General features: G+C 69.9%; 20 protein-coding genes and 1 tRNA gene. 13 read left to right on the forward strand and 8 right to left on the reverse strand.

The window, feature by feature from the left end; genetic code table 11:
* Positions 1-37 precede the first annotated feature (37 nt).
* From BIX52_RS12340 to BIX52_RS12375, 8 genes are all read right to left on the reverse strand, one after another.
* Positions 38-718, reverse strand: a complete 681-nt coding sequence (locus BIX52_RS12340) for a response regulator transcription factor (protein ID WP_075221580.1) — start codon at positions 716-718, stop codon at positions 38-40.
* A gap of 281 nt (positions 719-999) precedes the next feature.
* On the reverse strand, positions 1,000-2,553 hold the full coding sequence (locus BIX52_RS12345; RefSeq protein WP_075221381.1) for a Do family serine endopeptidase: 1,554 nt from the start codon (positions 2,551-2,553) through the stop codon (positions 1,000-1,002).
* A gap of 144 nt (positions 2,554-2,697) precedes the next feature.
* Positions 2,698-3,930: a bifunctional alpha/beta hydrolase/OsmC family protein gene (locus BIX52_RS12350; RefSeq protein ID WP_075221581.1), complete on the reverse strand. Its 1,233-nt coding sequence runs from the start codon at positions 3,928-3,930 to the stop codon at positions 2,698-2,700.
* Positions 3,931-4,041: 111 nt separating this feature from the next.
* Positions 4,042-4,575, reverse strand: a complete 534-nt coding sequence (locus tag BIX52_RS12355; RefSeq protein ID WP_245803186.1) for a cytochrome c-type biogenesis protein — start codon at positions 4,573-4,575, stop codon at positions 4,042-4,044.
* Positions 4,572-6,557: a heme lyase CcmF/NrfE family subunit gene (locus BIX52_RS12360; RefSeq protein WP_075221382.1), complete on the reverse strand. Its 1,986-nt coding sequence runs from the start codon at positions 6,555-6,557 to the stop codon at positions 4,572-4,574. The genes BIX52_RS12355 and BIX52_RS12360 overlap by 4 nt, the downstream gene beginning before the upstream one ends.
* Positions 6,558-6,789: 232 nt before the next feature.
* Positions 6,790-7,314: a cytochrome c maturation protein CcmE gene (gene ccmE / locus BIX52_RS12365; RefSeq protein ID WP_075221383.1), complete on the reverse strand. Its 525-nt coding sequence runs from the start codon at positions 7,312-7,314 to the stop codon at positions 6,790-6,792.
* A 140-nt stretch (positions 7,315-7,454) separates the two neighbouring features.
* Positions 7,455-8,693, reverse strand: coding sequence for a c-type cytochrome biogenesis protein CcmI (ccmI, locus tag BIX52_RS12370; RefSeq protein ID WP_075221384.1), 1,239 nt, complete (start codon positions 8,691-8,693; stop codon positions 7,455-7,457).
* A 180-nt stretch (positions 8,694-8,873) separates the two neighbouring features.
* Entirely contained in the window at positions 8,874-11,153 is a 2,280-nt protein-coding gene (locus tag BIX52_RS12375) for a DUF2497 domain-containing protein (RefSeq protein ID WP_211098177.1), read from the reverse strand.
* A 696-nt stretch (positions 11,154-11,849) separates the two neighbouring features.
* On the opposite strand from BIX52_RS12375, the gene BIX52_RS12380 reads away from it, so the two are divergent.
* From BIX52_RS12380 to parE, 13 genes are all read left to right on the forward strand, one after another.
* Complete coding sequence (locus tag BIX52_RS12380; RefSeq protein ID WP_083660205.1) at positions 11,850-12,725, forward strand: LysR family transcriptional regulator; 876 nt, start codon at positions 11,850-11,852, stop codon at positions 12,723-12,725.
* 72 nt (positions 12,726-12,797) lie between these two features.
* Positions 12,798-13,697 (forward strand): putative hydro-lyase, encoded by a 900-nt coding sequence (locus BIX52_RS12385; protein ID WP_075221386.1) that lies wholly within the window; start codon positions 12,798-12,800, stop codon positions 13,695-13,697.
* A gap of 11 nt (positions 13,698-13,708) precedes the next feature.
* Positions 13,709-14,779: a TRAP transporter substrate-binding protein gene (locus BIX52_RS12390; RefSeq protein WP_075221387.1), complete on the forward strand. Its 1,071-nt coding sequence runs from the start codon at positions 13,709-13,711 to the stop codon at positions 14,777-14,779.
* Positions 14,780-14,812: 33 nt separating this feature from the next.
* On the forward strand, positions 14,813-15,361 hold the full coding sequence (locus tag BIX52_RS12395) for a TRAP transporter small permease subunit (RefSeq protein WP_208990390.1): 549 nt from the start codon (positions 14,813-14,815) through the stop codon (positions 15,359-15,361).
* Positions 15,358-16,632, forward strand: coding sequence for a TRAP transporter large permease (locus tag BIX52_RS12400; protein ID WP_075221388.1), 1,275 nt, complete (start codon positions 15,358-15,360; stop codon positions 16,630-16,632). The genes BIX52_RS12395 and BIX52_RS12400 overlap by 4 nt, the downstream gene beginning before the upstream one ends.
* A gap of 140 nt (positions 16,633-16,772) precedes the next feature.
* On the forward strand, positions 16,773-17,750 hold the full coding sequence (locus BIX52_RS12405; protein WP_075221389.1) for an NAD-dependent epimerase/dehydratase family protein: 978 nt from the start codon (positions 16,773-16,775) through the stop codon (positions 17,748-17,750).
* Between the two features lie 66 nt (positions 17,751-17,816).
* Entirely contained in the window at positions 17,817-18,830 is a 1,014-nt protein-coding gene (locus BIX52_RS12410) for a TRAP transporter substrate-binding protein (protein WP_075221390.1), read from the forward strand.
* 3 nt (positions 18,831-18,833) lie between these two features.
* Positions 18,834-19,415: a TRAP transporter small permease gene (locus BIX52_RS12415; RefSeq protein ID WP_075221391.1), complete on the forward strand. Its 582-nt coding sequence runs from the start codon at positions 18,834-18,836 to the stop codon at positions 19,413-19,415.
* On the forward strand, positions 19,412-20,728 hold the full coding sequence (locus BIX52_RS12420; protein ID WP_075221392.1) for a TRAP transporter large permease: 1,317 nt from the start codon (positions 19,412-19,414) through the stop codon (positions 20,726-20,728). Before BIX52_RS12415 ends, BIX52_RS12420 begins: the two co-directional genes overlap by 4 nt.
* Positions 20,722-22,164: an NAD(P)-binding domain-containing protein gene (locus BIX52_RS12425; protein ID WP_425426679.1), complete on the forward strand. Its 1,443-nt coding sequence runs from the start codon at positions 20,722-20,724 to the stop codon at positions 22,162-22,164. Before BIX52_RS12420 ends, BIX52_RS12425 begins: the two co-directional genes overlap by 7 nt.
* 196 nt (positions 22,165-22,360) lie before the next feature.
* Positions 22,361-22,453, forward strand: a tRNA-Ser gene (locus tag BIX52_RS12430).
* Positions 22,454-22,718: 265 nt separating this feature from the next.
* Positions 22,719-23,417, forward strand: a complete 699-nt coding sequence (locus BIX52_RS12435; protein WP_075221394.1) for a sterol desaturase family protein — start codon at positions 22,719-22,721, stop codon at positions 23,415-23,417.
* Between the two features lie 215 nt (positions 23,418-23,632).
* A complete protein-coding gene (gene parE, locus BIX52_RS12440; protein WP_075221395.1) occupies positions 23,633-25,711 on the forward strand; it encodes a DNA topoisomerase IV subunit B in 2,079 nt (692 codons plus the stop codon).
* The last annotated feature ends 43 nt before the right edge of the window (positions 25,712-25,754 follow it).

Genomic DNA, 25,754 nt, shown 5'->3' on the forward strand with positions numbered 1-25,754 from the left:
TCTCCCTCGGCGGCCGGATGGGTGGCGCGGCCGCCCGCTAATCCGCGTCGGCGCGGATCACATAGCCCGCCCCGCGCACCGTGTGCACCAACGGACGGTCGAACGCCTTGTCGATCTTGCCGCGCAGGCGGGAAATGTGAACGTCGATCACGTTGGTCTGCGGGTCGAAATGATAGTCCCACACGTTCTCGAGCAGCATCGTGCGCGTCACCACCTGCCCGGCGTGGCGCATGAGATATTCCAGCAGGCGAAATTCGCGCGGCTGCAGGATGATCGACTTGCCGGCCCGCTGCACGGTGTGGGACAGCCGGTCCAACTCCAGATCGCCGACCTTGTAGACCGCCTCGAAATCGGCCGTCTGCTTGCGCCGCCCCAACGCCTCGATGCGCGCCAGAAGCTCGGTGAAGGCGTAGGGCTTGGTGAGATAGTCGTCGCCACCGGCGCGCAGGCCCTTCACCCGGTCGTCCACCTGGGCGAGCGCGGAGAGGACCAGGATCGGCACCTGCTTGTCGGTCTCGCGCAGCTTTTCGATGAGCGACAGGCCGTCCCGCTTGGGCAGCATGCGGTCGACGATGAGAACGTCGTAGTCCGCATCCAGCGCCATTTCGAGGCCGTCTTCGCCGTCCGCGGCGGTGTCGCAGGAATGACCTGCCTCGCCCAGACCGCGGGCCAGATAACGCGCCGCCTCCTGGTCGTCCTCAACGATCAGCACCTTCATGGCAACGTCCAACATCCCTCTTGGCTCAACCCATTGCTGGGCCCGGCTCATCCGCATCATCACACGGGCTCTTGCGGCCCGCTCCTCGGTCTACATCGTCCGCCCGTCGCCGGCCGGCAATCGCCGCACCGCGGTTCCGGCCGAACCTTACGTCGCAGCGGACATGGAAACGGCCCCGGCCGGGCTCGCGGAACGCAATACTGAGGCCGCGAGGCCAGCCGGGACCGGTAAGTGTGCCAGGGAAGACGCCGGAACGGGCCGGCGTCCCCCATGTGCGGGTGTCAGCCGCGGTCGGCCTCGGCCTCCTCGACCGGCACTGCGACGTAGCGCGCGTTCTCGCCGGACTGGATGCGCAGGAAGACGTTGCTGCGGCCTTCCTCACGGGCGATCGCCATGCCCTCCTCGAAATCGGAGCGGCTCGCGACATCCTCGCCGCTCGCCTGCATGATGATGTCACCGGAGCGAATGCCCGCCTCGGCCGCCGCGCTGTCCGGGTCGACGCTGATGACGGCGAGGCCGTCCGTGTCGAGGCCGGTCTGGCGGGCCGGAACCAGAGTCATGCCCAGAACCTGCGCGGTCTCCTGCGCCTCCTGGTTACGGTCGGGGCGGCGGTCGCTGTCGCGGCTCGCGGTCTGCGTCTCCGCCAGCGTACCGAGAGTCACCTCGACCTGCTGCTCCTTGCCGTCGCGCCACACGGTGATCGCCACCTTCGAGCCCGGCTGCTTGGCCGAGATGGTGCGGGCGAGGTCACGCGGGCTCTCCACCTGCTCACCGTCGACGGCCACGATCGCGTCGCCCGGCTCGATGCCGGCGTCGGCGGCGGGGCTGCCGTCCTGCGGTTCGGTCACCAGAGCGCCGGTGACGTTGTTGCGGCCGATCGATTCGGCGAGCTGCGGGGTGATCGACTGGATCTGCACGCCGAGCCAGCCGCGCGTCACAGAACCGTCGTCCTTCAGGTCGGCGATGACGTCCTCGGCGATGGAGGCCGGGATCGCGAAGCCGATGCCGACCGAGCCGCCGGACGGCGAGTAGATGGCGGTGTTCACGCCGACCACGTTGCCGTTGAGGTTGAAGGTCGGGCCGCCGGAGTTGCCGCGGTTGATCGGCGCGTCGATCTGCAGGAAGTCGTCGTAGGGGCCCGCGCCGATCTCACGGCCGCGCGCCGAGACGATGCCCGCCGTCACCGTGCCGCCGAGGCCGAACGGGTTGCCGACCGCCATCACCCAATCGCCCACGCGGGTTTCCTGGCTCGCGAAGGTCACGAAGGGGAAGTCGTGGTCGCCCTCGATCTTGACGAGCGCGAGGTCGGTCTTCTCGTCGACGCCGACGACGGTCGCCTCGTGGGTCTCACCATCGGAGAGGATGACGGTGACTTCCTCGGCATCGTCGACCACGTGGCCGTTGGTCACGACATAGCCGTCGCCGGAGATGATGAAGCCCGAACCCTGGCCCATCGAGAACTGGCGGCCGCGATTGCCGCGCTCACGGTTGCCGAACGGGTTGCGGTCGCCCCCTTCGTCGCGGCGGCCGAAGCGCTCGGAAAATTCTTCAAAGAAGTCGAAGGGCGAGCCTTCGCGGAAGTTGGAGAGGCGCGGGGCGACACGGCTCTTCACCTGGATCGACACGACGGCGGGGCTCACCTTGTCGACGACGTCGGCAAAGCTCGGCGTGTTCTGTTGGACGGTGCCCGGAACCTGGGCGGAAAGGTTCTGCGCGTGGGCCGGCGTGGAGCCGACACCGTCCACCACCGCGGCACCGGCAGCACCCATCAGGAAGGTCCCGGCCATCAGCGCGGCGACGCGGCGCTTACCGGCGTTGGCGATGTTCAATCCCATTCAAATCTCCTGTCGGATGGGGATCCTCGTCTTCGCCTATGAAGGTAGGAGAGGTGAGATTACGCGGCACTGTCCGCGGTGTGACAATTTGGTAAGCTCACAGCCTGTCCCCACCCTCGGGACAGAGCCTCGGTCCGCGCCGGCTCAGCCGCCCGCCGCCGCTTGGGTGGTGACGATGGCCGCCCCCCTGTGAAGCGTCAGGTGAACCGGGCAGCGGTCGGCAATCTCCATGAGGCGCGGGCGATGCTGCGCGGGGGTTCCCGGACCGAAGGTGATGATGCGCCGGAAGCGGTCCACCTTGCCGCCCGGCCCCGGCTCCAGACCGACGCATTCGGCGCAGTCCGCCGCGTGCACCTTGTCGTGGTGGACATCGACGGTCGCGTCCACCACCCAGCCCTTGCGCGCGGCGTACATGCGCATCGTCATCAAGGTGCAGGCGGCGAGGGCCGAGGCGAGATAATCGTAAGGGGTCGGACCGCTGGCCTCGCCGCCGACGGACACCGGCTCGTCGGCCATCAGCGTGATGCCCCCGGCGGCGATCGCCGTGCGGAAGGCGCCGCCGGCATCGCTGGCGCGCACGCCGTCCTGCGGCGCGACCTCGGCTGTGTCCGGAGTGGCGGCGGCGCCGAGTGCGAATCGGCCCGCCCAGGCGGCGATCACGTCGGCGGCATAGGCGGCGTCGTCCGGCGCGCTGAGTAGATGGTCCGCATCGCCCAGTGAAACGAAGCTCTTCGGGTGCTTGGCGGCCACGAAGAGGCGCGTGGCGTTGTCGATCCCCACCTGCCCGTCGCGCGGGGCATGCATCACGAGGAGCGCCGCCTTCAGCATCCGCGCCGCATCGGTGACTTTGTGTCCGCGAAGGTCGTCCAGAAAGCTGGAGCGGATGGTGAAGTGCCGGCCGCCCAGGGTCACCTCGGCCTCGCCGTCCTCTTCGATCCGGGCGAGATCGGCGCCGAATGTGTGCATCACGTGATCCGCATCGGACGGGGCGGCGATTGTGGCGACCGCCTTCACCTCGGGGATGCGCGCGGCAGCCACCAGCACCGCAGCGCCGCCCAGCGAGTGACCGATGAGAAGCGTCGGCGCGCCGATGCCGCCACGCATCGCATCGGCCATGGCCACGAGGTCGGCGACGTTGGAGGAAAAGTCGGTGGAGGCGAAATCGCCTTCCGAGCTGCCGAGGCCGGTGAAGTCGAACCGCACCGCGGCGATCCCCTTCTCGGCGAGGCGCCGGGTGATGGTGCGCGCGGCGCGCACGTTCTTGCCGCAGGTGAAGCAGTGGGCGAAGAGCGCGACGCCGCGCACCGGCCCCGCGGGCAGATCGACCGCCGCCGACAGCGTGGCGCCGTGGCTGCCCGTCACTTTCATTTCGCCCATGGCAACCGCCTCTTCGTCCATCGCAACCGCTTCCGCCCGACGGCGAGCGATCCGCCGCGCGTTCCCTCACCCCGCCCGCGTCCGCATGTTCGCGGCTCGAGGCGGATCACTTCAGGCCGGATCGCTCGGCGGCGGCCCTTCCCTGGCGGCGCGCCGGGCGGCCAGCACGTCGGCCAGCGCAGCCTCCTCCTCGGCGGTGAGGCCCCGCTCGCCCACGGCAAGCTCCGGCCGGCGGCGCAGATAGACCGTCGCGGCGATGAGGCCGAGAACGAGAAGCAGCGCCGGCATCGCCCAAAGCGCCACGGTCGCGGCGTTGAAGGGCGGGCGCAGCAGCACGAAGTCGCCGTAGCGGTCGGTGAGGAAGGCGAGAACCTCCTCGTCGCTGTCGCCGGCCGTGATCCGCTCACGCACCAGAAGGCGCAGGTCGCGGGCGATGTCGGCATCCGAATCGTCGATCGTCTGGTTCTGGCAGACGACGCAGCGCAGCTCTTTCGACAATTCGCGCGCCCGCGCCTCCTGCGCCGGGTCGGCGAGCTGCTCGTCCGGGTTCACCGCCAGCGCCGGGCCCGCGAACGCCAGCAGCAGCACGAAAAGGGCGGCGATGCGCGCCCTCATGCCCCGGCCCATCATGCCGCCGCCCGTCATGCGCCCGCTCCCGCGGCGCCCTGCGGCACACGCCGCCGCGCCGGAGCGGGAAGGCCGATCCGCAACTTGCGGTCGGCCAGCGAGAGCACGCCCCCCAAGGCCGCGATCAACGCGCCGATCCAGATGAAGAGCACGAAGGGTTTGTAGAACAGGCGCACCACGACCTTGCCGTCCGCCACTTCGCCCAGCGTCACATAAAGCTGCGTCGGCCCCATGGTTTTAATCGCCGCTTCGGTGGTGGGCATGTTGCGCGCCGGATAATGCCGTTTGGCCGGCCGCAGGGTGTCGACCACCCGGCCGCCCCGCCGCACGTCGAACACGGCCACGGTGTCGGTATAGTTCGGTCCCTCCACCCGCTCGGCCCGCGCCAGGGTCAGCTCGTACCCGGCGAGGGACGCGGTGTCCCCCGGCCCCATGTCGCGGATCACCTCGGTCTGGAACGCGGACAGGGCGGCGATGCCGATCACCGTGACGCCGACGCCGAGGTGGCCGAACGCCGTGCCCCACATCGCCCGCGGCAAACGCGGCAGGCGGGCAAGCCGCGCCCCCGCCGCACCGCGCCCGGTGCGCAGCCACAGCTCCGCCACGCTGCCGACGACGAGATAAAGGCCGATGCCGATGCCGAACGCCGCCGTGAGCGCCGTCTCCTCGCCCGCGAGCCAGGCCGACGCCGCCGCACCGAACATCGCCACCACGATGGCCGGCAGCAGGCGCACCGCGGCGGCCGCCGCGTCGCCGCGCTTCCAGGCGAGCAGCGGCCCCGCGGGAAGCGCCAGGAAGAGCGGCACCATCAGCGGGATGAAGGTCATGTTGAAGTAGGGCGGGCCGACGGAGATCTTGCCGCCCGTCACCGTCTCCAGCACCAGCGGGTAGAGCGTGCCGACGAGGACGGTGGCGCAGGCCGTCGTCAGGAAGACGTTGTTGAAGACGAGCGCCCCTTCACGGCTCATCGGCGCGAAGGCGCCGCCGGCCTTCAGCGTCCCCGCCCGCAGCGCGAAGAGGAGGAAGGCCCCGCCGATGAAGGCGGCGAGGATCATCAGGATGAAGAGCCCCCGCGTGGGGTCCGAGGCGAAGGCGTGCACCGACGTGAGAACGCCCGAGCGCACCAGGAATGTGCCGAGCAGCGACAGCGAGAAGGCGACGATGGCGAGAAGGATCGTCCACACCTTGAGCGCGTCGCGTTTTTCCATCACGGCTGCGGAATGAAGCAGCGCCGTGCCCGCCAGCCAGGGCATGAAGGAGGCGTTCTCGACCGGGTCCCAGAACCACCAGCCGCCCCAGCCGAGCTCATAATAGGCCCAGTAGGAGCCCATCGCGATGCCGAGCGTGAGGAAGATCCACGAGCCGAGGATCCACGGCCGCACCCAGCGCGCCCACGCCGCGTCGAGCCGCCCCTCGATCAAGGCGGCGATGGCGAAGGCGAAGACGATCGAGAAGCCGACATAGCCGACGTAAAGCAGCGGCGGGTGGATCGCGAGGCCGATGTCCTGCAGCAGCGGATTGAGGTCCTGCCCCTCGAACGGCGCCGGAAAAAGCCGCTCGAACGGGTTGGAGGTGGCGAGGATGAAGGCGAGGAAGGCGGTCGACACCCACCCCTGCACCGAGACCACCGTGGCGCGCAGGCTGAGCGGCATGTTGCGGCCGAGCACGGCGGCGAGGAAGCCGAAGGTGGCGAGCACCAGCACCCAGAGGAGCATCGACCCCTCGTGGTTCCCCCACACGCCGGAGATCTTGTAGACCATCGGCTTGGCGGAATGGGAATTCTCGAACACGTTGAGGACCGAGAAGTCGGAGCGGATATAGGCCACCGTCAACGCCGCGAAGGCGAAGGCGACGAGGGCGAACACGGCGCCTGCGGAGGGTGCCGCCGTCGCCATCAGCCGCGTGTCGCCCCGCTGCGCGCCGACGATCGGCAGAACCGACTGCACGAGCGCCATGGCGAGCGCCAGCACAAGGGCGAAGTGTCCGACTTCATTCAGCATCGCGCGTCCTCTTCGTGCCGTCGTCTCCGTCGCATGGGGCCGGCCTTGCCACAAGCGCCGGGCCGGCAGCGACAAGGTGGGCGCCGCGACGGATCTGCGGTGCACCTCGCGGTTCGATCCAAGCGGTTCGAACCCTAAGGGCTTTCGTCTGATGGATCAGCTCATCCAAACGTCTGATCGGCTCACTCGTGCGCCCGGATGTCGGCAGAGGGTCTTCGATGTTCGGTCCGATTCACTGGGTTGCGGCCGAGCTCGTAACGGGGGCGGTGGCGCCCGGCGTCGTCGCGCGGCCTTCCATGCCGGTGCGCGCGCCCTCGCCTTCCTTCCAGCGCCCTTGCGCCTTGAGGGAATCGACGACCTCTTTGGGCATATAGTTCTCGTCATGGCGGGCAAGCACCGTGTCGGCCATCAGCGTGCCGGACGGGTCCATGACGCCTTCGGTGACGACGCCTTGCCCTTCGCGGAACAGGTCCGGCAGGATGCCCGTGTACCGGACGGGCACGCGGTTGACGGTGTCGGTGACCGCGAAGGCGACGTCGCCGTCGGCACCGCGGACGAGTGACCCGTCCTCGACGAGGCCGCCGAGGCGGACGCGCACGCCCGCGGGGTGGACCTCGTCCTTCAGCTCGGTCGGCGTGGCGGCATAGGTGATCCTGTCGCCGAGGCCGACGAGGACCAAGGCTGCCGCCCCGGCGATGGCGAGGCCCGCCACGGCGATGAGGGCGAGGCGGCGTGCCTTGCGGCCGCGCCGGGTCACCGCGCGCCTCCAGCGGTAGGACCGCCCGTCGCCGGGCGCTTCGTCATCCCATTCGCGTCACGCGACCCTTGCGCCTGCACGTGCGTAGTCTCCCCCGGTTGTTGCGGCCGTCGCGGTCCTTGCCGCAGCATCGTCGCCACTCAGTCTGCCCCGGCCTTTGGTGCGCCGGTAGCCCGCCGCGCCTCATTGCCCGCCTCGCCCGCCGTGTCGCGGATGGCGCTGTCGAAGGCTGACCTTTCGTCCCCCGTCAGTGCGGCACGGGCGGACTGGATCGCTGTCTCTGCCTCGTCGTCGCGGCCCATGACGCGGTAGGAGCGCACCAGCCGCGCCCACTCGGCCGCCGTGCCTCCGTCCGCCTCCAGCCGCGCGGCGAGGCCGTCGACCATCGCGCCGATCTGCGCCGCGCGCTCCGCGGCGGGAAGCGCGGCGATGGCGCCCATCGCGGCCGCGGGCGGCGCGAAATCAGGGCTGGCAGGATCGCCGGAGGGCGGAGTATTCGAGGGCGCATCGCCCGATGGCGTATCAGTTGAAGGCGCACCGCCGGAGGGCGTATCGCCGGATCGCGCCGTCTCGGCGGCCTGGATCTCGCCGATCTCGGCGCGCGCGATCGGCAGCCAGCTTTCGCTTCCGTCGCTGCCTTCCAGAAGCGCCCGCCAGCGCCGGGCTGCGGCGATCATGTCGCCCCGCTGCCGGTCGGACACGGCGAGGAAGACCTGCGGCGCGGCGGCATCCGGCTCGGTCGCCGCCGCCTGTTCGAACAGACCCCGCGCCTCGTCGGTCACGGTGCCGCCGGCGGCGAACATCAACGCCTGGCCGCGCCCGGTCAGGTAGCGCGCGTCCGGTCCCACCAGGGTGATGGCGCGCTGGTAGGCGTCCGCGGCATCGGCGAACCGGCGCATCCTGAGATAGACCGGCGCGATGGCGGCCCAGCCTTCGCCATCGCCCGGATCGGCGGTCAGGCGGCGCTCCGCATCGGCGACGAGGTTCGCCGCGTCGCCGGCTCCTGTCGCATCGCGCGAGGCGAGAGGGCGGTCACCATAGCCGGGCGAGCCGAGCGCGACGTAACCGGCGGCCGCCCCGGCCGGGACGATGAGCAACAGGAGCGCCGCCGTGAGCCACCGCCGCCCGCCGGACGACGGGGCGGCGCCGCCGCCGCGATGGGCCCGCAACAGGCGGCGCGCCACCTCGGCGCGCGCGGCCTCGGCCTCATCGTCCGGCAGCGTTCCACGGGCGCGATCGGCCTCGATCTCTTCGAGCTGAGCGGCGTAGATTACCTCGTCCGACCCGCCGAGGGACGGCGCGCCCCCCGCCAGCAAGGGGCGGCAAACAAAGGCCAAAGTGACGAGCGAGAGCCCGGCGAAGATGATCCACAACACCATACGACTCTACTGATTGGGCCGTCCGCCGAATGCAAGGCCGGATCGCATGAGACGATCCGGCAAATTGTCGCCAACGGCCGCCCATCCCACGCCGTGACCCTGCCCGCGCTTCGACCCCGCTTGCGCGGCGACCCTTCCCGCGGGATCGGGCGAGCGCGCCCTACCGCGGCGGCGCGGCCGTCAGCGGCGGCCGGTGACCTTCTGGATCTCTTCGCGGACCAGCCGTTCGACGATGCCGTTGAGATTGGCGTCCAGCCACTCGCGCAGCATCGGGCGCATCGCCTCCTTCACGAGATCTTCGAGCGGGTTGGTGCCGCGGCTCGGCTCGGCCCCGTCGCGGGCCTGGAGCGAGCGTGACAGCTCCTCGAACGCGGCGCCGGCCGCAAGACGGGTGGTCTGGCTCATCAAATCGGTCGCCTCCATCGGGGGAGTCTGGTCGCGGGTGAAAGCCGTGTCTCGCAAAGGGGTCCGCTCCGGCGCGCGATCCTTGGGCGCCGGGCGTCTGGTGACCGGCGCTGCGGCGCGCCCGCCGAGCGGCGCTGGGCCCTGCGCGCCATGGCGCGAGGACGCGCCGCCCGCCGGCGCCTCGCCTGTCGAGGCCCGCGCCGCGGATGCGGCATTCTTCATCCGCTCCGCCATCGCCTGGAACGTCGGCCGCTGCGCCGCGTCGCGCACGCGGTCCCAACCGCCGGGCCGCTGCGGCTCCGCCTCCAGCGTGGACGTGGCGGCCGTCTGGCGCAGTTCGGCGGGCGGATGCGCGCGGTCCGCCTGCGCCGCGTCGCCGGCCTGCTGCCGCTCCCAGGACCGCTTCGCGCTCGGGCTTTCGGTGGCGGACGGGCGGGGTTGCGCGCCCGGGGCCGCGTCGGACCAGCGGTGGAACGCCGCGCGGGCCGATGGGCTCAGCATCTGCGGCCACACCTCTTGACCGCCCGTCCTCAGCGGCATCGGTGCCTCGGAGCGCCCCTCGTCATGTCTGTGCTGCGGCGCGGGCTGCGGCGGAGACTGCGCGGGAGCGGACGGCGCGGGCGATGACGCCACGGGGGCGGCCGGCAGGCGTCCGGCATCGGCGCGCACCGTGCGCGGGGCGAGAGAGCGCATGTCCGGCCAGATGCTGATGGCCTGAGCGAGCGGTGATGCGGTCTGTCCACGCGGCGCCGGGGCTTGTGCAGAGACCTCGTCCACCCGCTCCGCAGCCGCCGCCGGCCGCGGCAGGAATTCGTCCGCGAGGTCTTCCTCTTCGATGAGGCCGAGATGTTCGCTGAAGTCGGCGATGGCGATGGGCCCATAGGCGGTGCCGAGCGCGCCAGCGCGAGGATCCTCACCGTCGATCATGCCATCCGCCGCAGCGCCGCCGCCAACCCCTTCGCTTGGGCTCTGTTCCTCGCCGAGGCTCATGTCCTCGCCGGGTTCCAAATCTTCCCCGATCGAGAGATGCTCGCGGGTCGTCAGGTCCCCGCGGGTCGCCCCGTCCTCGCTGAGGGCCAGGTCCTCGCCGAGCGCCAGCTTCTCGCCCTGCAAAACCGGAGCGTGCGTGTCCGTCGAGAGGCTGGGCGTGGCGGCGGTGTCCGCGAAGGCGCTCGCCTCCTCGCCGGCAGCACCGCTCTCGCAGGCTGCGGCGTCTTTATTGGCGCGCGAAGGGGGGGCCGGTTCGCTCACCACGGTCCCGCTCGTCCCTTCATCGGCGGGCGGAACGGATGCGACGCTCGGCATGGGCGCACCGCGACGCGGCGGAATATCGGCGACGTCGAATTCCGGTTCGGCCTTGGCCGCGCGGGCGCTGCTCCTCAAGGCGTCGGCGATGCGGCGGGCGGCGACGGTCAGCGGCAGCTTGCGTTGCGGCTGGGGCGGCAGTTCGGCGATGTCCGGCTCGGACAGAACGCCGTCCGCGCCCTCATCGCCAGCTTCCTCCACCGCTTCAACGGGGCGAACGCGCGGCGTCTCATCGGCGTGGGCGGTCCAGCCGCTGTCGTCTGCGCTCTCCGGCGCCTCACCGTTCGGCGAATCGAACGCCGCAGGCTCTTCGTCGGCCTCGTCGGCGCGGACATCTTCGTTTTCCGCGGTGTCAGCCGCCGCCCACGGCGCGTACCAGCCCTCATCGGCCTCGTCCGCGGGTCCGTCGTCCTCGGCCGCCATGTATTCGGCCACCTCGTCGTCGGTCACGGCATCATCGGGAAAGCTATCATCGGAAAAGCAATCGTCGGGCAACGGATCGTCAGGGAAGGTCTCGTCGGCGGCCTCGGCTTCGCCCCAGACGGCGGCCTCGTCGTCGGCCTCGGGTGCGGGCAAGGCGCGCAAACGCGGCGGGGACTGCACGCTCTGGCGCGAGCCGGGGCCGGAAAGCGCCAACGGGCTACGCACCTCGAGATCGTCGAGGCCGTCGTCGCCGCTTGCCCAATCGGGCCCGCTGCTCTCGGGCGGGCAGATGAGCGGACCGGCATCATCGCCGTCCTCGGCCGGCACCCGCGCCCCCTCGCGCCCACCGGCCGCGTGCCAATAGGCGGCGCCGTCGCGCCCGGTCGCGGTCTCCGCGCCATCGCCGAAATCCGCCTCGAAAAGGGGCGACGCCTCCTCGGTGTCACACTGGTCGATCGCCGCGGCGAAGGCCATGCGGGTCGCCTCGGCGATCGCCTTGTCGGCCTCGGACAACGTCATCTCCGCGGCGGGCTCTGGCCGGCCCGCACGAGGCGCCGTCCGCCCAGCGTCGGCCCCAGCACTCGCCGGTGCCCTGCCCGCATTGGCGAGCGCGGTGCGGAAGGACCGCTCGACGAGCTCCGGCGTCGGATCGAGTGTCTTCACCCGCTTCTTCATGCGCGGCAGCGGCGTGTCGTCGTCGGTCCCGGCCACGTCGTCCGGCGCGGCGTCCTCGCGGCCTTCCGCGCGACCATGCGCCGTCCGCGGCTCATCGTCGGCGATGATCCTGCGTATAGAGGCCAAGAGGTCATCCATCGCGCTCTCTCCCTGCCACGACCAGAAGTGTCACGACGCCGCGGCCGCGAATCGGGGTTACGAACGGAAAGGTAACAGTTGCGTTGCCGCCACTGGGCCGGACTGTCGCGATCGGGCGGTTTCATTCACAGTTCCGTGGCGCGGCGGCGCTACCGCAGATTGACCCGGTTCGCGCCGCCACGCTCCGATCCACCGCCACGGGAGGCCGCCTTGTTCGACCTGCGAGACGCCGAGATGCTGCGGGAGGTTGTGCGCGCGGGCGGCTTCCGCGCCGCGGCCGACGCGCTCGGCCTCTCCCAGTCCGCCGTCTCCAACCGCATCGCCGCGCTGGAGCGCCGGCTCGGCGTCCTCCTCTTCGACCGCTCGCGGCGGCAGGCCAGCCTCACCCTCGTCGGCCGCCGCATGCTGGAGGAGTGCGAGCGCCTGATCGCCCTGCGCGACCAGATCGCGGAAGGGATCAGCGGCGCCTCCATCGCCGGGACGCTGCGCCTCGGCGTCGCCGAAACGATCGTCCACACGCGCCTGCGCAAGATCGTCAAGGTGCTGGGCGAGGCGGCGCCTGCGCTCAGGATCGAGCTGTCGGTCGAGGTGTCGGAGCGCCTCGCCGCCATGCTGGTGGGCGACGAGATCGACCTTGCGGTGATGCTGCGCCAGTCGGTCCCCGCGGGCGCCACCGGAGGGCCGATCGGCAAGACTTCGCTCGGCTGGTACGCAGCGCCCGGTCTCGCCCTCGGCAGCGAGCCGCTGAGCCTCGCCGCCCTCGCCCGCCACCCCATCGTCAGCTTCTCGCGCGGGACGCCGCCTTATCGGGAGGTGGAGCGGCTCTTCGCCCAGCCCGAGATCGACCCGCCCATCCTCCACGGCAGCGCCTCTCTCGCCACCGTTCTGTCGCTGGTGGAGGACGGCCTCGGCATCGGCACCCTGCCGGCCGAGATGGTGGCGCGCGACGTCGCCGCCGGGCGCATCGTGCCCGTCGCCGTGGAGCCCGCGCTCGCGCCGTCGGACCTCCACTTCGCGCTGTGCCGGATGAAGAGCTTGGGGGCCACGCTGGACGGTGCCGTGGCCTCGCTGTGCGAGCCCGAATGATCACTTCAAGTGATCAATTAGCGGGTCATTTCATCCGTTGACAGCATCGGGTATCTATCCAAAGCTCCCCTTATGAACGTCGCTGTGAATGGTCCCTCCGCCGATCCGCATCGGCCTTTCTTCGCCGACCCGGCGGTGCTTCGCCGCGCCTGCCGCAGCGGCGCCTTCACCGGCCAGACCGCGGGACAATGCCCCGGCGCGCTCCAGGCCAACCTCGTCATGCTGCCCAAGGAGGCGGCGGACGAGTTCCTCGCCTTCGCCGCGCGCAACGCCAAGCCGTGTCCGTTGGTGGGCGTGTCGGACCCCGGCTCGCCGCACCTTCCCATGGTGGCGGACGATCTCGACCTGCGCACCGACGTGCCGCTCTACCGCGTCTTCCGCGACGGTGAGGCGGCCGGCGACGTCGCCGACATTACCCACCTGTGGCGGGACGATCTCGTCACCTTCGCGCTCGGCTGCTCCTTCTCGTTCGAGGAGGCGCTGATCGCCGAAGGGCTGCCGGTGCGCCACAGCGCCGCCGGACGCAACGTGCCGATGTACGTGACCAACCGCGCCACCCAGCCCGCCGGCCGGTTCGAGGGGCCGATGGTCGTCTCCATGCGCGCGATGCCGCCGGAGGCCGCGATCCGCGCCGTCGTCCTCAGCGACCGCCAGCCGATGGCGCATGGCGCGCCTGTCCACATCGGCGATCCCGCCGCGCTCGGCATCGCCGACGTGACGGCGCCCGATTTCGGCGATCCGCCGGTCATCATGGACGGTGACATCTGCGTTTTCTGGGCCTGCGGGGTGACGCCGCAGCGCGCCCTCAAGGCCGCCAAGGTGCCCTTCGCGATCACCCACGCGCCGGGCTTCATGCTGGTCACCGACCTCATCGCCGAGGGGCTGACCACCTTCCCCACCCCGACGAGCCGACGGATCACCCCACCACGCCATCCCCCCAACGCGCCAACCTTAGGCCCACCAATCCCGTGAGGAGCTTGCCCATGACTGACCGCCTTGCCGCCTCCCTCCTGGCCGCCACCGCGCTCGGCGCCCTCGCCGCGGGGTCCGTGCCCGCCGCCGCGCAGGACATCGAGCCCGTCACCCTGTCGGTGGTCGGCTCCTGGTCCAGCCTGCCGCTCCACAAGTCGTTCGAGGCGCCCTTCTGGACCGAGACGCTGCCCGCCGCCTCCAACGGCGCCATCACCGTGGAGCTGACGACGTTCGACCAGATGGGCGTCGCCGGAAGCGACGTCTACCGCCTGCTCAGCGACGGCGTGTTCGACGTCGGCACCACGGTGGCCGACTACATCGTCGGCGACGCGCCGGCGCTGGAGGGGCTCGACGTGCCGCTGGTCGCCACCTCCGCCGAGGACGCGCGGGCGATGGTCGAGGCCGCCTGGCCGATGGTGGAGAAGATCGTCGCGGAGAAGTTCAACGCCAAGCTTCTCACCATTTCGCCCTATCCGCCGCAGGTGGTGTTCTGCCGCGGCGAGGTCGCGAGCCTTGCCGATCTCGCCGGCAAGAAGGTCCGCGGCTCCGGCCGCATGACCACGAAATTCCTCGACGCGCTTGGGGCGGAGGGCATCAACGTCGCATTCGGCGAGGTGCCGGGCGCCTTGGAACGCGGCGTCGTGGACTGCGCGATCACCGGTTCCGGCTCCGGCTACAATGCCGGCTGGTGGGAATCGGCCGATACCTTGATGACGCTGCCGCTGGGCGGTTGGGACCCGGTGATCTCGGCCATGAACCTCGACACCTGGAACGCCCTTCCCGAGGCCACGCAGGAGCTGATCGCAACGCTCGCCAAGGCCGAGCTGGAGACGAAGGCCTGGGAAGGCGCAGCGGCGGCGCTCGACGGTGACATCGCCTGCCTCACCGGCAACGGCGACTGCCCGATGGGCGACCCCGCCGCGATGACCCTGGTGGAGCCGTCAGACGAGGACATCGCCACCGCCGAAGAGGTGCTGAAGACCGAGGTGCTCCCCGACTGGGCCGAGCGGGCCGGGCCGGACGCCACCGCCGCCTGGAACGCCAGCGTCGGCGATGTCGTCGGCGTCAAGCTCGGCGAATAAGAGTTGGCGTCGCGCGGGCCCACCACGGATGGCGTGGTCCGCGCCGTCCACCTCCTGCAACGGACCAACCGGGCGATGGCCGTCCTCCTCGGCATCGCCCTCCTCGCCACCGCCGCGCTGATCCTTGCCGAGGTGACGATGCGCGCCACCTCCGCCGGCATGCTCGGCGGCACCGACGAGATTTCCGGCTACGTGATGGCCGGTGTCGCCGCGTGGGGCTTCGCCTACGCGCTGCTGGAGCGGGCGCACGTGCGCATCGACATCCTGCACCGCCGTCTGCCGCCGCGGGGTCGCGCCGCGCTCGACCTTCTGTCCATCGCCTCGCTCGCGACCGTCGCCGGCCTCGTCGCCTTCCACGGCTGGGGCGTGCTCGCCAAGACGATCGCCCGAAGCAGCCGCTCCAACACCGCGCTGGAGGTGCCGCTGTGGATCCCGCAGTCCATCTGGCTCGGCGGCTGGGTGTGGTTCACACTGTCCGCGCTGGCGCTTCTCGTGGCGGCCTCCGTGCTGGTCGCGGCGGGTGAGCGAGAGGCGGCAGAGCGCGCCGTCGGCCTCGTCACCGAGGCGGAGGAGCTGGCATGATCGGCGGCGTCACCGCGGGCCTCTTCGCGCTCCTCGCGTTGTCGCTGCCGGTCGGCGTCGTCCTCTTCCTGCTCGGCGTCGGGGTGGACCAGTTCGGCTCGGCCTTCCCGCTCATCCGTGGTCTCGGCCAGGTGGTGTGGTCGGCGATGAACTCGTCCCTCCTCATCGCCATCCCCTTCTTCATCCTCCTCGGCGAAGTGCTCGTCCATGCCGGCGTCGCGGAGCGCACCTACAGGGCGCTCAACGCCTGGCTCTCGTGGCTTCCCGGCGGGCTCATCCACGCCAATATCGGCACCGCGACGATGTTTTCTGCCACGTCCGGCTCGTCGGTCGCCACCGCCGCGACGGTTGCGACCGTGGCGATGCCGCAGGCCGAAAAGCTCGGCTACGACCAGCGCCTGTTCGCCGGGTCGATCGCCGCGGGCGGCACGCTCGGCATCATGATCCCGCCGTCGATCAACCTCATCGTCTACGGCTTCCTGACAGAGACATCGATCCCGCGCCTTTTCCTCGCGGGGCTCGTCCCCGGCCTGCTGCTGGCGCTTGGCTTCATCGTCCTGACCGCGATCATCTGCACGCTGCGGCCGGAGCTCGGCGGCCCGGCCACGAAGGCGACATGGGGTGAGCGGCTGCGCGGCCTCACCGCGCTGGGGCCGATCGTCGTCCTCTTCGGCGCCGTAGTCGGCTCGATCTATGCCGGATGGGCGACACCTACGGAGGCGGCGGCGCTCGGCGTCGCGATGGCCTTCCTCATCGCCGCCGTGCAATCCGGCATCCGCTGGGGCTGGGTGCGCCAGGCGCTTCTCGGCACGGTGAAGGTGACGGCGATGCTGGTCTTCGTCATCGCCGCGGCGTCCTTCCTCAATTATTGCCTGGCCGCGGCGGGGCTGGGGCGGCAGCTCAGCGCCATGCTGACGGGGCTGGAATTCGGCCCGCTCGCCACCCTTCTCGTCATCGTCGCCCTCTACATCGTCCTCGGCTTCTTCATCGAGACGCTGTCTCTGATGGTGGCGACGATCCCCATCGTGGTGCCGATCATCGCCGGGTTCGGCTACGACACGGTGTGGTTCGGCATCCTCCTCATCCTCCTCATCGAGATGGCGCTGATCACGCCGCCGGTCGGCCTCAACCTCTACGTCGTCCACGGCGCCCGCAAATCGGGGCGATTGTCGGACGTGATGGTGGGGGCCTTCCCCTACGTTCTCGTCATGCTGGCGATGGCGGGGCTTCTCATCGCGGTGCCGGGCCTTGCCCTCTGGCTGCCGGGGTGATGCGCCGGCGATCCCTAGCGTCCTTCATCCGCATCTGCCGCATCTGTGCGCATGCCACATCTTCGTGCGAACGCGGTTGACGCAAGGGGCCGCGCCGTAAAGGTTTGGCATCCCATTCCCCTCGCACCGGGACACTCGATGTGACGACCCTCATTCTGGGCGGGGCCGGCTTCGTCGGCCTCAACATCGCCGAATCGTTGATGGCGGCCGGCCGCAAAGCCGTGCTGTTCGACCGCAGCGCCCCGCCGCCGGCCTTCATGGAGGCACACCGCGGCAGTGACCTCCTCTCGGTGATCGAGGGCGACGCGACGGAGGCGACCGCCGTCCGCGCCGCCGCCAAGGGCTGCGATACGCTGGTCCATGGGGCGGCGATCACCGCCGGCCCGGCGCGCGAGGCGAGCGACCCCGGCCTGATCCTCGCGGTCAACAACGGCTCGCTGGTGCCCGCCCTTGAGGCGGCGCGGGACGAGGGGATGAGCCGCGCGGTCATTCTGTCGTCGGGCGCTGCGTTCGGCGAGGCCGGGTTCACCCACGACGAACTCTTCGAGGACACGCCCTGCGACCCGGTGGCGCTCTACCCCATCACCAAATACGCGTCCGAGCGGATCGCCCGGCGCCTCGGCGACCTTTGGTCGCTGGACGTGCGCGTCGTTCGCCTGTCCGCCGTGTTCGGCCCCTGGGAGCGCGACACCGGCGTCCGCGACACCTTGAGTGCGCATTTCAAGACGCTGCAGGCATTGTCGCGCGGTGAGCCGCTGATCCTCGACCGCGCGGCGGTGCGCGATTGGATTTATGCACCGGACGTCGGCGATGCGATCGCCGCGCTGACCAACCATCCGGCGCCGCAATTCCCGCTCTATCACATCTCCACCGGCCAAACCTGGACCGTTCTCGACTTCGCCGAGCGGATTGCCGCGGCCCATGGCACGACCGCGCGCCTCGCCAAGCCCGGCGAGACGGCGACGATCGTCGTATCCGAGGCCCGCGACCGTGCACCGATGAACATCGACCGCATGACGGCCGACCTGCCGCGCGCCGCCCGGTCGAGCGCTCCGGCATCGGCGGCCGCCTACGCGCAATGGTGGAAGACCTACGGCGCAGCGGTCAGCGGCAAGTAGCTTTTGAGAAAGGCAATTTGGCATGCCGGTTGCTTTGAAATTTCACTGATCATGTCAGGAGATCCCATGCTCAAGTCCGCGCTCCTTGCTTCGGCCGTCTTCGTCGCGGCCGCCCTTCCGGCCTCGGCCCAGGAGGTGACGATCCGCCTCCACTCCTTCTCGTCCCCCACCGCGCTCGACCACACCATGCACCTCGACCGCTGGGCCGAGGCGGTCGAGGCGGAGTCGGACGGGCGCATCGACGTTCAGGTCTTCCCGGCGATGCAGCTCGGCGGCGCGCCCGCCGATCTCGTCCAGCAGCTCGAAGACGGCGTGGTCGACATGATCTGGACCGTCTCCGGCTTCACCCCCGGCCGCTTCACCGGCACGCAGGGGCTGGAGCTGCCGTTCATGCACACCGGAAAGTCGGCGACGATGAGCCCGGCGGCGATGGAATTCATCGAGGCCAACCTCGCCAAGGAGATGGAGGGCATCAAGGTGATCGCCGTCCACGCCACCGACGGCGCGCTGTTCCACACCAAGGGCTGCATCGCCTCCATGGACGATCTCGCCGGCAAGCAGATCCGCGTGTCGGGAAAATATATCGGCGAGGCGGTGAAGGCGCTCGGCGGCACCCCGGTCGGCATCGCGTTGCCCGGCGTCTACGAGGCGACGGCGCGCGGCCAGGTGGACGGCATGCTGCTGAACTGGGCGATCACCAAGCCGTACAAGTTCACCGAGGTGACCGACTGCCACACCGAGCCCTCGCTCTATCAGACCATGCTGATGACGCTGATGAGTCAGGACAGCTACGACGCGATGCCGGACGACCTGAAGGCGGTGATCGACGCCAATTCGGGCATCGAATATGCCAAGAAGATGGGCGAAATCTGGGACAGCCAGACCGAGCCTGCGCGCAACGTCGCGATCGAGGTCGGCAACGAGATCGTCACCTTGTCGCCCGAAGAGCTCGCCAAGTGGAAGGAGACGGTGAAGCCCGTCTACCAGATGTGGGCCGACGAGATGACCGAGCGCGGCTATGACGGTGACGCGCTGCTGGCGTCCCTCCTCGAAATCACCGCGAAATACGGCCGCGAATAAACCATGCGGCGGACGCTCACGGCCGTCTCAGAGGCCTTCGCACTCCTTGGCGGCCTGATCGTCTGCGCCGCCATCGTCGTGACCGTGGTCGCGGTGGTGGCGGCCCGGCTCGGCAGTCCCATCCTCGGCCATAACGAGATCGTCGAGCTTCTCGTCGGGGTGGCGATCGCCTTTTTCCTCCCCTGGTGCCAGATCCGCGGGGCCAACGTGGTGGTGGACTTCTTCACCGCCCGCTTCCCCGCGCGGCTGCGCGATGGGCTGGACGCGGTGATGGCCTTCGCCTTCGCGGTGGTCGTCGCGGTGCTGGCCTGGCGGCTGGTGCTGGGCGGCATCACCGCGTTCGAGCGGGGCCGCACCTCGATGTTCCTGACGCTGCCGCAGTGGTGGGGCTATGCGCCGGCGGCGCTCGCCATGGTGCTGTGGTCGGCGGTCTGCCTGATGAGCGCGGTGGAGGCCGCCTTCGGGCGCTTCGTCCAGGGCGAGCGGGCGGTGGCCCTGAACGAGATCGGCGCCCTCGACGAAATCGGCGGCGGGCAACCGGCGGGCGGCCTCTCCCGCGATGACACAAGCGGCAGGAGCCAATGAGTTCGTTCGATATCGGTGTCGCGATGTTCGCCGGCGCCGTCATCCTCATCATGCTGAGGATGCCCGTGGGGGTGGCGATGCTGGTCGCCGGCATCCTCGGCTACGCATCGCTGATCGGCTGGTCGCCGCTCCTCAACACGCTGAAGACGATGACCTTCAGCCGGTTCTCGAGCTACACCCTGTGCGTCATCCCGTTCTTCCTGCTGATGGGCGAGCTCGCCACCAAGGGGGGCATGTCGGCGGCGCTGTTCCATGCGGCGCGGGGCTTCGTCGGGCATCGACGAGGCGGGCTCGGCGTCGCCACCATCCTCGGCTGCGCGGCGTTCGGGGCAATCTGCGGCTCCTCGCTCGCCACCGCCGCCACCATGACCAAGGTGGCCGAGCCGGAGATGCGCGCCGGCGGCTATTCCGGCGCGCTGATGACGGGGACGCTCGCCGCGGGCGGCACGCTCGGCATCCTCATCCCGCCGTCCGTGATCCTCGTGATCTACGCGATCTATACCGAGCAATCGATCGGCGCCCTCTTCTTCGCCGCAGCGATACCGGGGCTTCTGGCCGCGTTCGGCTATGTCGCCGTCATCTGGATCTACACGCTCGTCGCGCCGGGCGCAGCGCCCCGGGCCGAGCGCGTCGGCTGGGCCGAACGGTGGCGCCGCACGCGCACCGTGTGGCCGTCGGCGGGCGTCTTTCTGCTCGTCGTGTGCGGCATCAATTTCGGCTGGTTCTCGCCCACCGAGGGCGCGGCGGTCGGCGCCTTCGCGGTCGGCGTCATCGCGGTGGCGTCCGGCGGCCTCACCTTGCCCGACTTCTTCGACGCGCTGCGGGCGACGGCCGAGATCAGCGCGATGGTCTTCCTCATCCTGCTCGGCGCCGAACTCTTCTCCGCCGCGCTCGCTCTGTCGCAGATGCCGCAGGAGCTGTCGCGCCAGGTGGCCGAGCTGCCGCTCCCGCCGCTCGCCATCGTCATCATCATCGTCGCGATCTATCTGGTGCTCGGCTGCGCGATGGAATCGCTCGCCATGGTGCTCCTCACGCTGCCGGTGTTCGTGCCGGTGATGCTGCAGCTCGACCTCGGCATGGACCCGACGCAGACGCTGGTGTGGTTCGGCATCCTCGTCCTCGTCGCCGTGGAGGTGGGGATGATCTCGCCCCCCTTCGGCCTCAACCTCTTCGTCATCAACGGATTGGCGCCGCAGGTCCCGCTCGGCCAGACCTACAAGGGTGTAGCGGGTTTCTGCCTGTCGGATGCGGTCCGCCTCGCGCTCCTCATCGCCTTCCCCGGCATCAGCCTCTGGCTTCCAGGACTATGGTAGATATGGACCCCCTCGCCCGGCTCGAAGCCGATGTTCGCCGCGACCTGAACCTCATCGCCCATCCGCGCCTTCCGTGGGTGAAGCCCATCACCGCGCCGGACGGTGCCCCGGCGCTCGACGTCCTCGTGGTCGGCGCCGGTCAGGGCGGGATCGCCGCCGCCTTCGGGCTGAAGCGCGCGAAGGTCGAGAACGTTCTGGTGATCGACAAGGAGGCGGAGGGCGACGAGGGGCCGTGGCGCACCTATGCGCGCATGCCGACCCTCAGGAGCCCCAAGGACTATACCGGCCCCGATCTCGACGTGCCGAGCCTCACCTATCAATCCTGGCACACGGCCAAATATGGTGCCGCGGCATGGGAGGCGCTGGAGCTGATCGACCGGATCGACTGGGCCGATTATCTCCTGTGGGTCCGCAAGATGACCGGCGCACGCGTCGAAAACGGCGTCACCTTGACCGGGATCGCCGATGCGGACGGGCTGCTGGCGGCGACCGTCCGGGACGCCTCGGGCGAGCGGGTGATCTACGCGCGGCGCATCATCCTGGCGACGGGTCAGGAGAGCGCCGGGGCGTGGACGCTGCCGCCGGAGGTCGCGGCGCTGCCCGGCCATCTGCGCGCCCATACCTGCGAGGACATCGATTTCGCCGCGCTGAAGGGCAAGACGGTGTTCGTGCTCGGCGCCGGTGCCTCGGCCTTCGACAATGCGGCGACGGCGCTGGAGGCGGGCGCAGAGGTTCACCTCTTCACCCGGCGCGACAGGGTACAGGTGATCCAGCCCTACCGCGCGATCACCTTCGCCGGGTTCATGCGCCACCTCGCCGACCTCGACGATGCGTGGCGCTGGCGCATCATGAACCACGTGTTGTCGCTGCGCGAAGGATTTCCGCAGCACACCTACGACCGGTGCGCGCGCCACGCTGGGTTCCACCTCCACGTCGGTGCGCCGTGGCTGTCGGTGGCTGAGGCGGACGGCGGCGTGGTGGTGACGACGCCGCGCGGGCCGATGAAGGCGGACTACGTGATCGCCGGGACGGGGGTCGACATGGACTTCGCCGGGCGGCCGGAGCTTGCCGGGTTCGCGCACAACATCGCGACCTGGGCCGACCGCTACACCCCGCCCGAAGAAGAGGCCAACCCGCGTCTCGGCCGTTTCCCCTATCTGGGCGGCGACTTCGCATTTCAGGAGAAGGTGCCGGGGGTGACGCCGCTGGTGTCGCGCATCCACCTCTTCGGCATCGCGGCGACGATGAGCTTCGGCCCGTCCGGGTCGTCGATCAACGCGATGACGACGGCGGTGCCGCGGCTCGTCTCCGGCGTCACGCGCGGCCTGTTCCGCGAGGACGCGGCGGCGCACTACGCCGATATCGTCGCCTATGACGTGCCGCAGGCGGTGGTGCCTGAAAGCGCCGTCATCGACCATGGCCGGGTGAAGGTCTGAGGCTGCGTTCGAGCTGTCAGGCCGCGTGGTCCGGGCCGCGGCGGAGCTGTGCGCGAATTGATCCTGATGGCGCGGCCGCCCTTGTGGATCGCGCGCACTGTGTGATACCGGACTTTCAGTGATCGGCAGTTGCCTCTCGTGCCTGTGGCCAGCCACTTCAGGCAGATACGGTGGCAGTTCCCCTGCCGGTTCGAGCGGAGCCGTGGGTGAGTGGCTGAAACCAGCGGTTTGCTAAACCGTCAGGCGGGGTCAACCCGTCTCGAGGGTTCGAATCCCTCCGGCTCCGCCAGACTTTTCTCGAGGACGGGCTGATCCACCGCCGCCGGTGCCTTCTGCGGGTACGCGCCGCGTTCGGCCCGGCGTTGCAGAGGCCCCGCGACAGCGTGCGCGCCCGGAGCAGGTCGCGTACGGGGCAAATTGCGGGGCCCCATTGCATCGGCGAGGTGGTTTCCCTGATATAGGGCCGTCAACGAGTGAGGGTCCCGTGAACCCGGTGCGGTGCGGCGGCCGGCCTTCATCAGCGTATAAGCTTCATCAGCGCGTAAGGAAGTGTGATGACGGACCAACGGGCGGTGACCGACGATCGCGGCGTGAAACTCTCCACGGCCCCCCGCACCCGCACATTGATCGACCTGCTGAAGTATAAGACCACCTCCAAGCTGGTGAAGCTGTGGGTGCCCTATTGGCTCGCCGTCGGCGCCGCCGCCGTCTGGCTCGCGGGTGGCCCGCTGGAGCTGGTGCTCGGCGCCGCATGGGGCGTCCTCGTCTACAGCCTGGTCGAATATCTCATGCACCGCTTCCTGTACCATTGGGAGCCGGAGAACACGTTCATCCGCTTCATCACAGCGGATGTCGGGCGCCACCACATGCGCCATCACCGCGAGCCGTCCGACTATAAGGCCGCCATCAACGCGGTGCAGACGCCGGTGATCCTGCTCTGCTCGGGGCTGGCGCTCCTCGTCTTCATCATGCCCGAGGGGTTGAAGGCGGCCTGGCTCGCCTCCTGCGTGGCGGGGTCGATGAACTATATCGCCCAGGAGCTGATCCATTTCGGCACCCACCACATGCCGATGAACAACCGCGTCCTCAACATCGTCAAGCGTCACCACATGCTGCACCACTATCGCAGCGAGGACGCCAATTTCGGCCTGTTCTGGACCTTCTGGGACCGCCTCCTCGGCACCTCCTACGAACAGGTGGCCAAGAAAGCGAAGACCTCCGCCGCCAAAGAGCCGTCCACCGAGACACGCTGACCGGCACCGCCGCGCGTTCACGGCGCACGCTCCGCGCCCCGCCAATGGACGATGCACCGGGCGCGGATCGGGGCGCGAGACGGGGCGCGCATCGCCGCCGGTGCGGCACCACCTGCCCCTTTCCTGGGGTGAACCTGCGGGCAGCCATCGCAACAGGCCGCCCGCTCATGTAGTTTTGCCGGCGCGTAGTGGGTGCCGACGACGAGGGGACACGGATGGATCAGGACCTTTTCGGCGGCGGCAAGGCTCAACCCGGCGGACCGGACAAGGAAGCCGCCCCGTCGAGCGCGGCCCCTGCGCCGAAAACCACCCCGGCCCCCGCCGCGTCGAAGCCGAAAGCCGCCCGCCCCGCCGCCACTGCCGACGACGGCGGCTATTCCGCCGCCGACATAGAGGTGCTGGAAGGCCTGGAGCCGGTGCGCCGCCGCCCGGGCATGTACATCGGCGGCACGGACGACCGCGCCCTCCACCACCTCTTCGCCGAAGTGCTCGACAACTGCATGGACGAGGCCGTGGCCGGTCACGCCACATGGATCGAGGTGAAGCTTTCCAAGGACTTCCTCACGGTGATCGACAACGGGCGCGGCATCCCGGTGGAGCCGCACCCGCGCTTTCCGGACAAGTCGGCGCTCGAAGTCATCATGACGACGCTGCACGCGGGCGGCAAATTCGACTCCAAGGCCTACGAGGCCTCGGGCGGCCTCCACGGCGTCGGCATCTCGGTGGTCAACGCGCTGTCGGACAAGCTCGTCGTCGAGGTCGCGCGCGGCAAGAAGCTCTACCGCCAGTCCTTCTCGCGCGGATTGTCCGAAGCGCCGCTCGCCGAGGTCGGCGCGGCCCCCAACCGGCGCGGCACCAGCGTCGCCTTCCACCCGGACCCGCAGATCTTCAAGGAGCTGAAATTCAGTCCCAAGCGCCTGTTCGCGATGACGCGGGCAAAGGCCTATCTCTTCGCCAACGTCGAGCTGCGCTGGTCCTGCGATCCGGAGCTCCTCACCGGCGCCGACGCCCCGCCGGCCGAAGCCAAGTTCCACTTCCCCGGCGGCCTTGCCGACTATTTGGCCGCCGAGCTGAAGGGCAAGCCGACCGTGCTCGACGGGCTCTTCGCGGGCAATGCCGGCCAGGCGGGCCGCAAGGGCTCGGTGGAATGGGCGATCGGCTTCGTTCCGGTGGACGAGTTTTCGCGCTCCTACTGCAACACCATCCCGACCCCCGAGGGCGGCACCCACGAGCAGGGCCTGCGCCAAGCGCTACTGAAGGGGCTGAAATCCCACGGTGAGCGCGTCGGCAACAAGAAGATCGGCACCGTGACGGGCGACGACGTGATGGCCTCCATCGCCTCGATGCTGTCCGTGTTCGTGCGTGAGCCGGAATTCGTCGGCCAGACCAAGGACAAGCTCTCCACCACCGAGGCGACGCGCCAGGTGGAAGGGGCAGTGCGCGAAGCATTCGAGGAGTGGCTGGCGAAGGACCCGCAGCGGGCCGGCCTCGTCATGGACGCGGTCGTGGAGAAGGCCGACGACCGCCTGCGCCGCCGCGCCGAGAAGGACGTCGCCCGCCGCACCGCCACCCGCCGCACGCGCCTCCCCGGCAAACTCGCCGACTGCACGCAGCAGAAGGCGGCGGGCACGGAGATCTTCATCGTCGAGGGCGACTCGGCCGGCGGCTCCGCCAAGCAGGCCCGCCAACGCGCCACACAGGCCGTGCTGCCACTGCGGGGCAAGATCCTCAACGTCGCCAATGCCGGGCGCGACAAGGTGATGGCCAACCAGCAGATCGCCGACCTCATCCTGGCGCTCGGCTGCGAGAGCGGCAAGAATTTCGCGCTCGACAAGCTGCGCTACGAAAAGGTCATCGTGATGACCGACGCGGACGTCGACGGCGCGCACATCGCCTCGCTGCTCATCACCTTCTTCTACCGCGAGATGCGGCCGTTGATCGACGCAGGGCACCTCTTCCTGGCCGTCCCGCCGCTCTACAAGCTCACCCAGGGCACGAAGACGCTGTACGCGCGCGACGATGCGCACCGCGAGAAGCTCCTGAAGACCGAGTTCAAGCCGAACCAGAAGATGGAGATCGGCCGCTTCAAGGGCCTCGGCGAGATGATGCCGGGCCAGCTCAAGGAAACGACGATGGACCCGTCGACCCGCACGCTTCTGCGCGTCGCGATCGTTTCGGAAGGCGACGAGACGAAGAAGACCGTGGACCGGCTGATGGGCAACAAGCCCGAGGCGCGCTTCGCCTTCATCCAGGAGCACGCCGAGTTCGCATCCGCCGAAGCGCTGGACATCTGACCCGCGCGGCGACCCACCGCTCGGCACCTCGCCATCAGGCGCC

The organism is Acuticoccus yangtzensis, from assembly GCF_001927245.1.
GTDB classification, from domain to species: Bacteria; Pseudomonadota; Alphaproteobacteria; order Rhizobiales; family Amorphaceae; genus Acuticoccus; species Acuticoccus yangtzensis.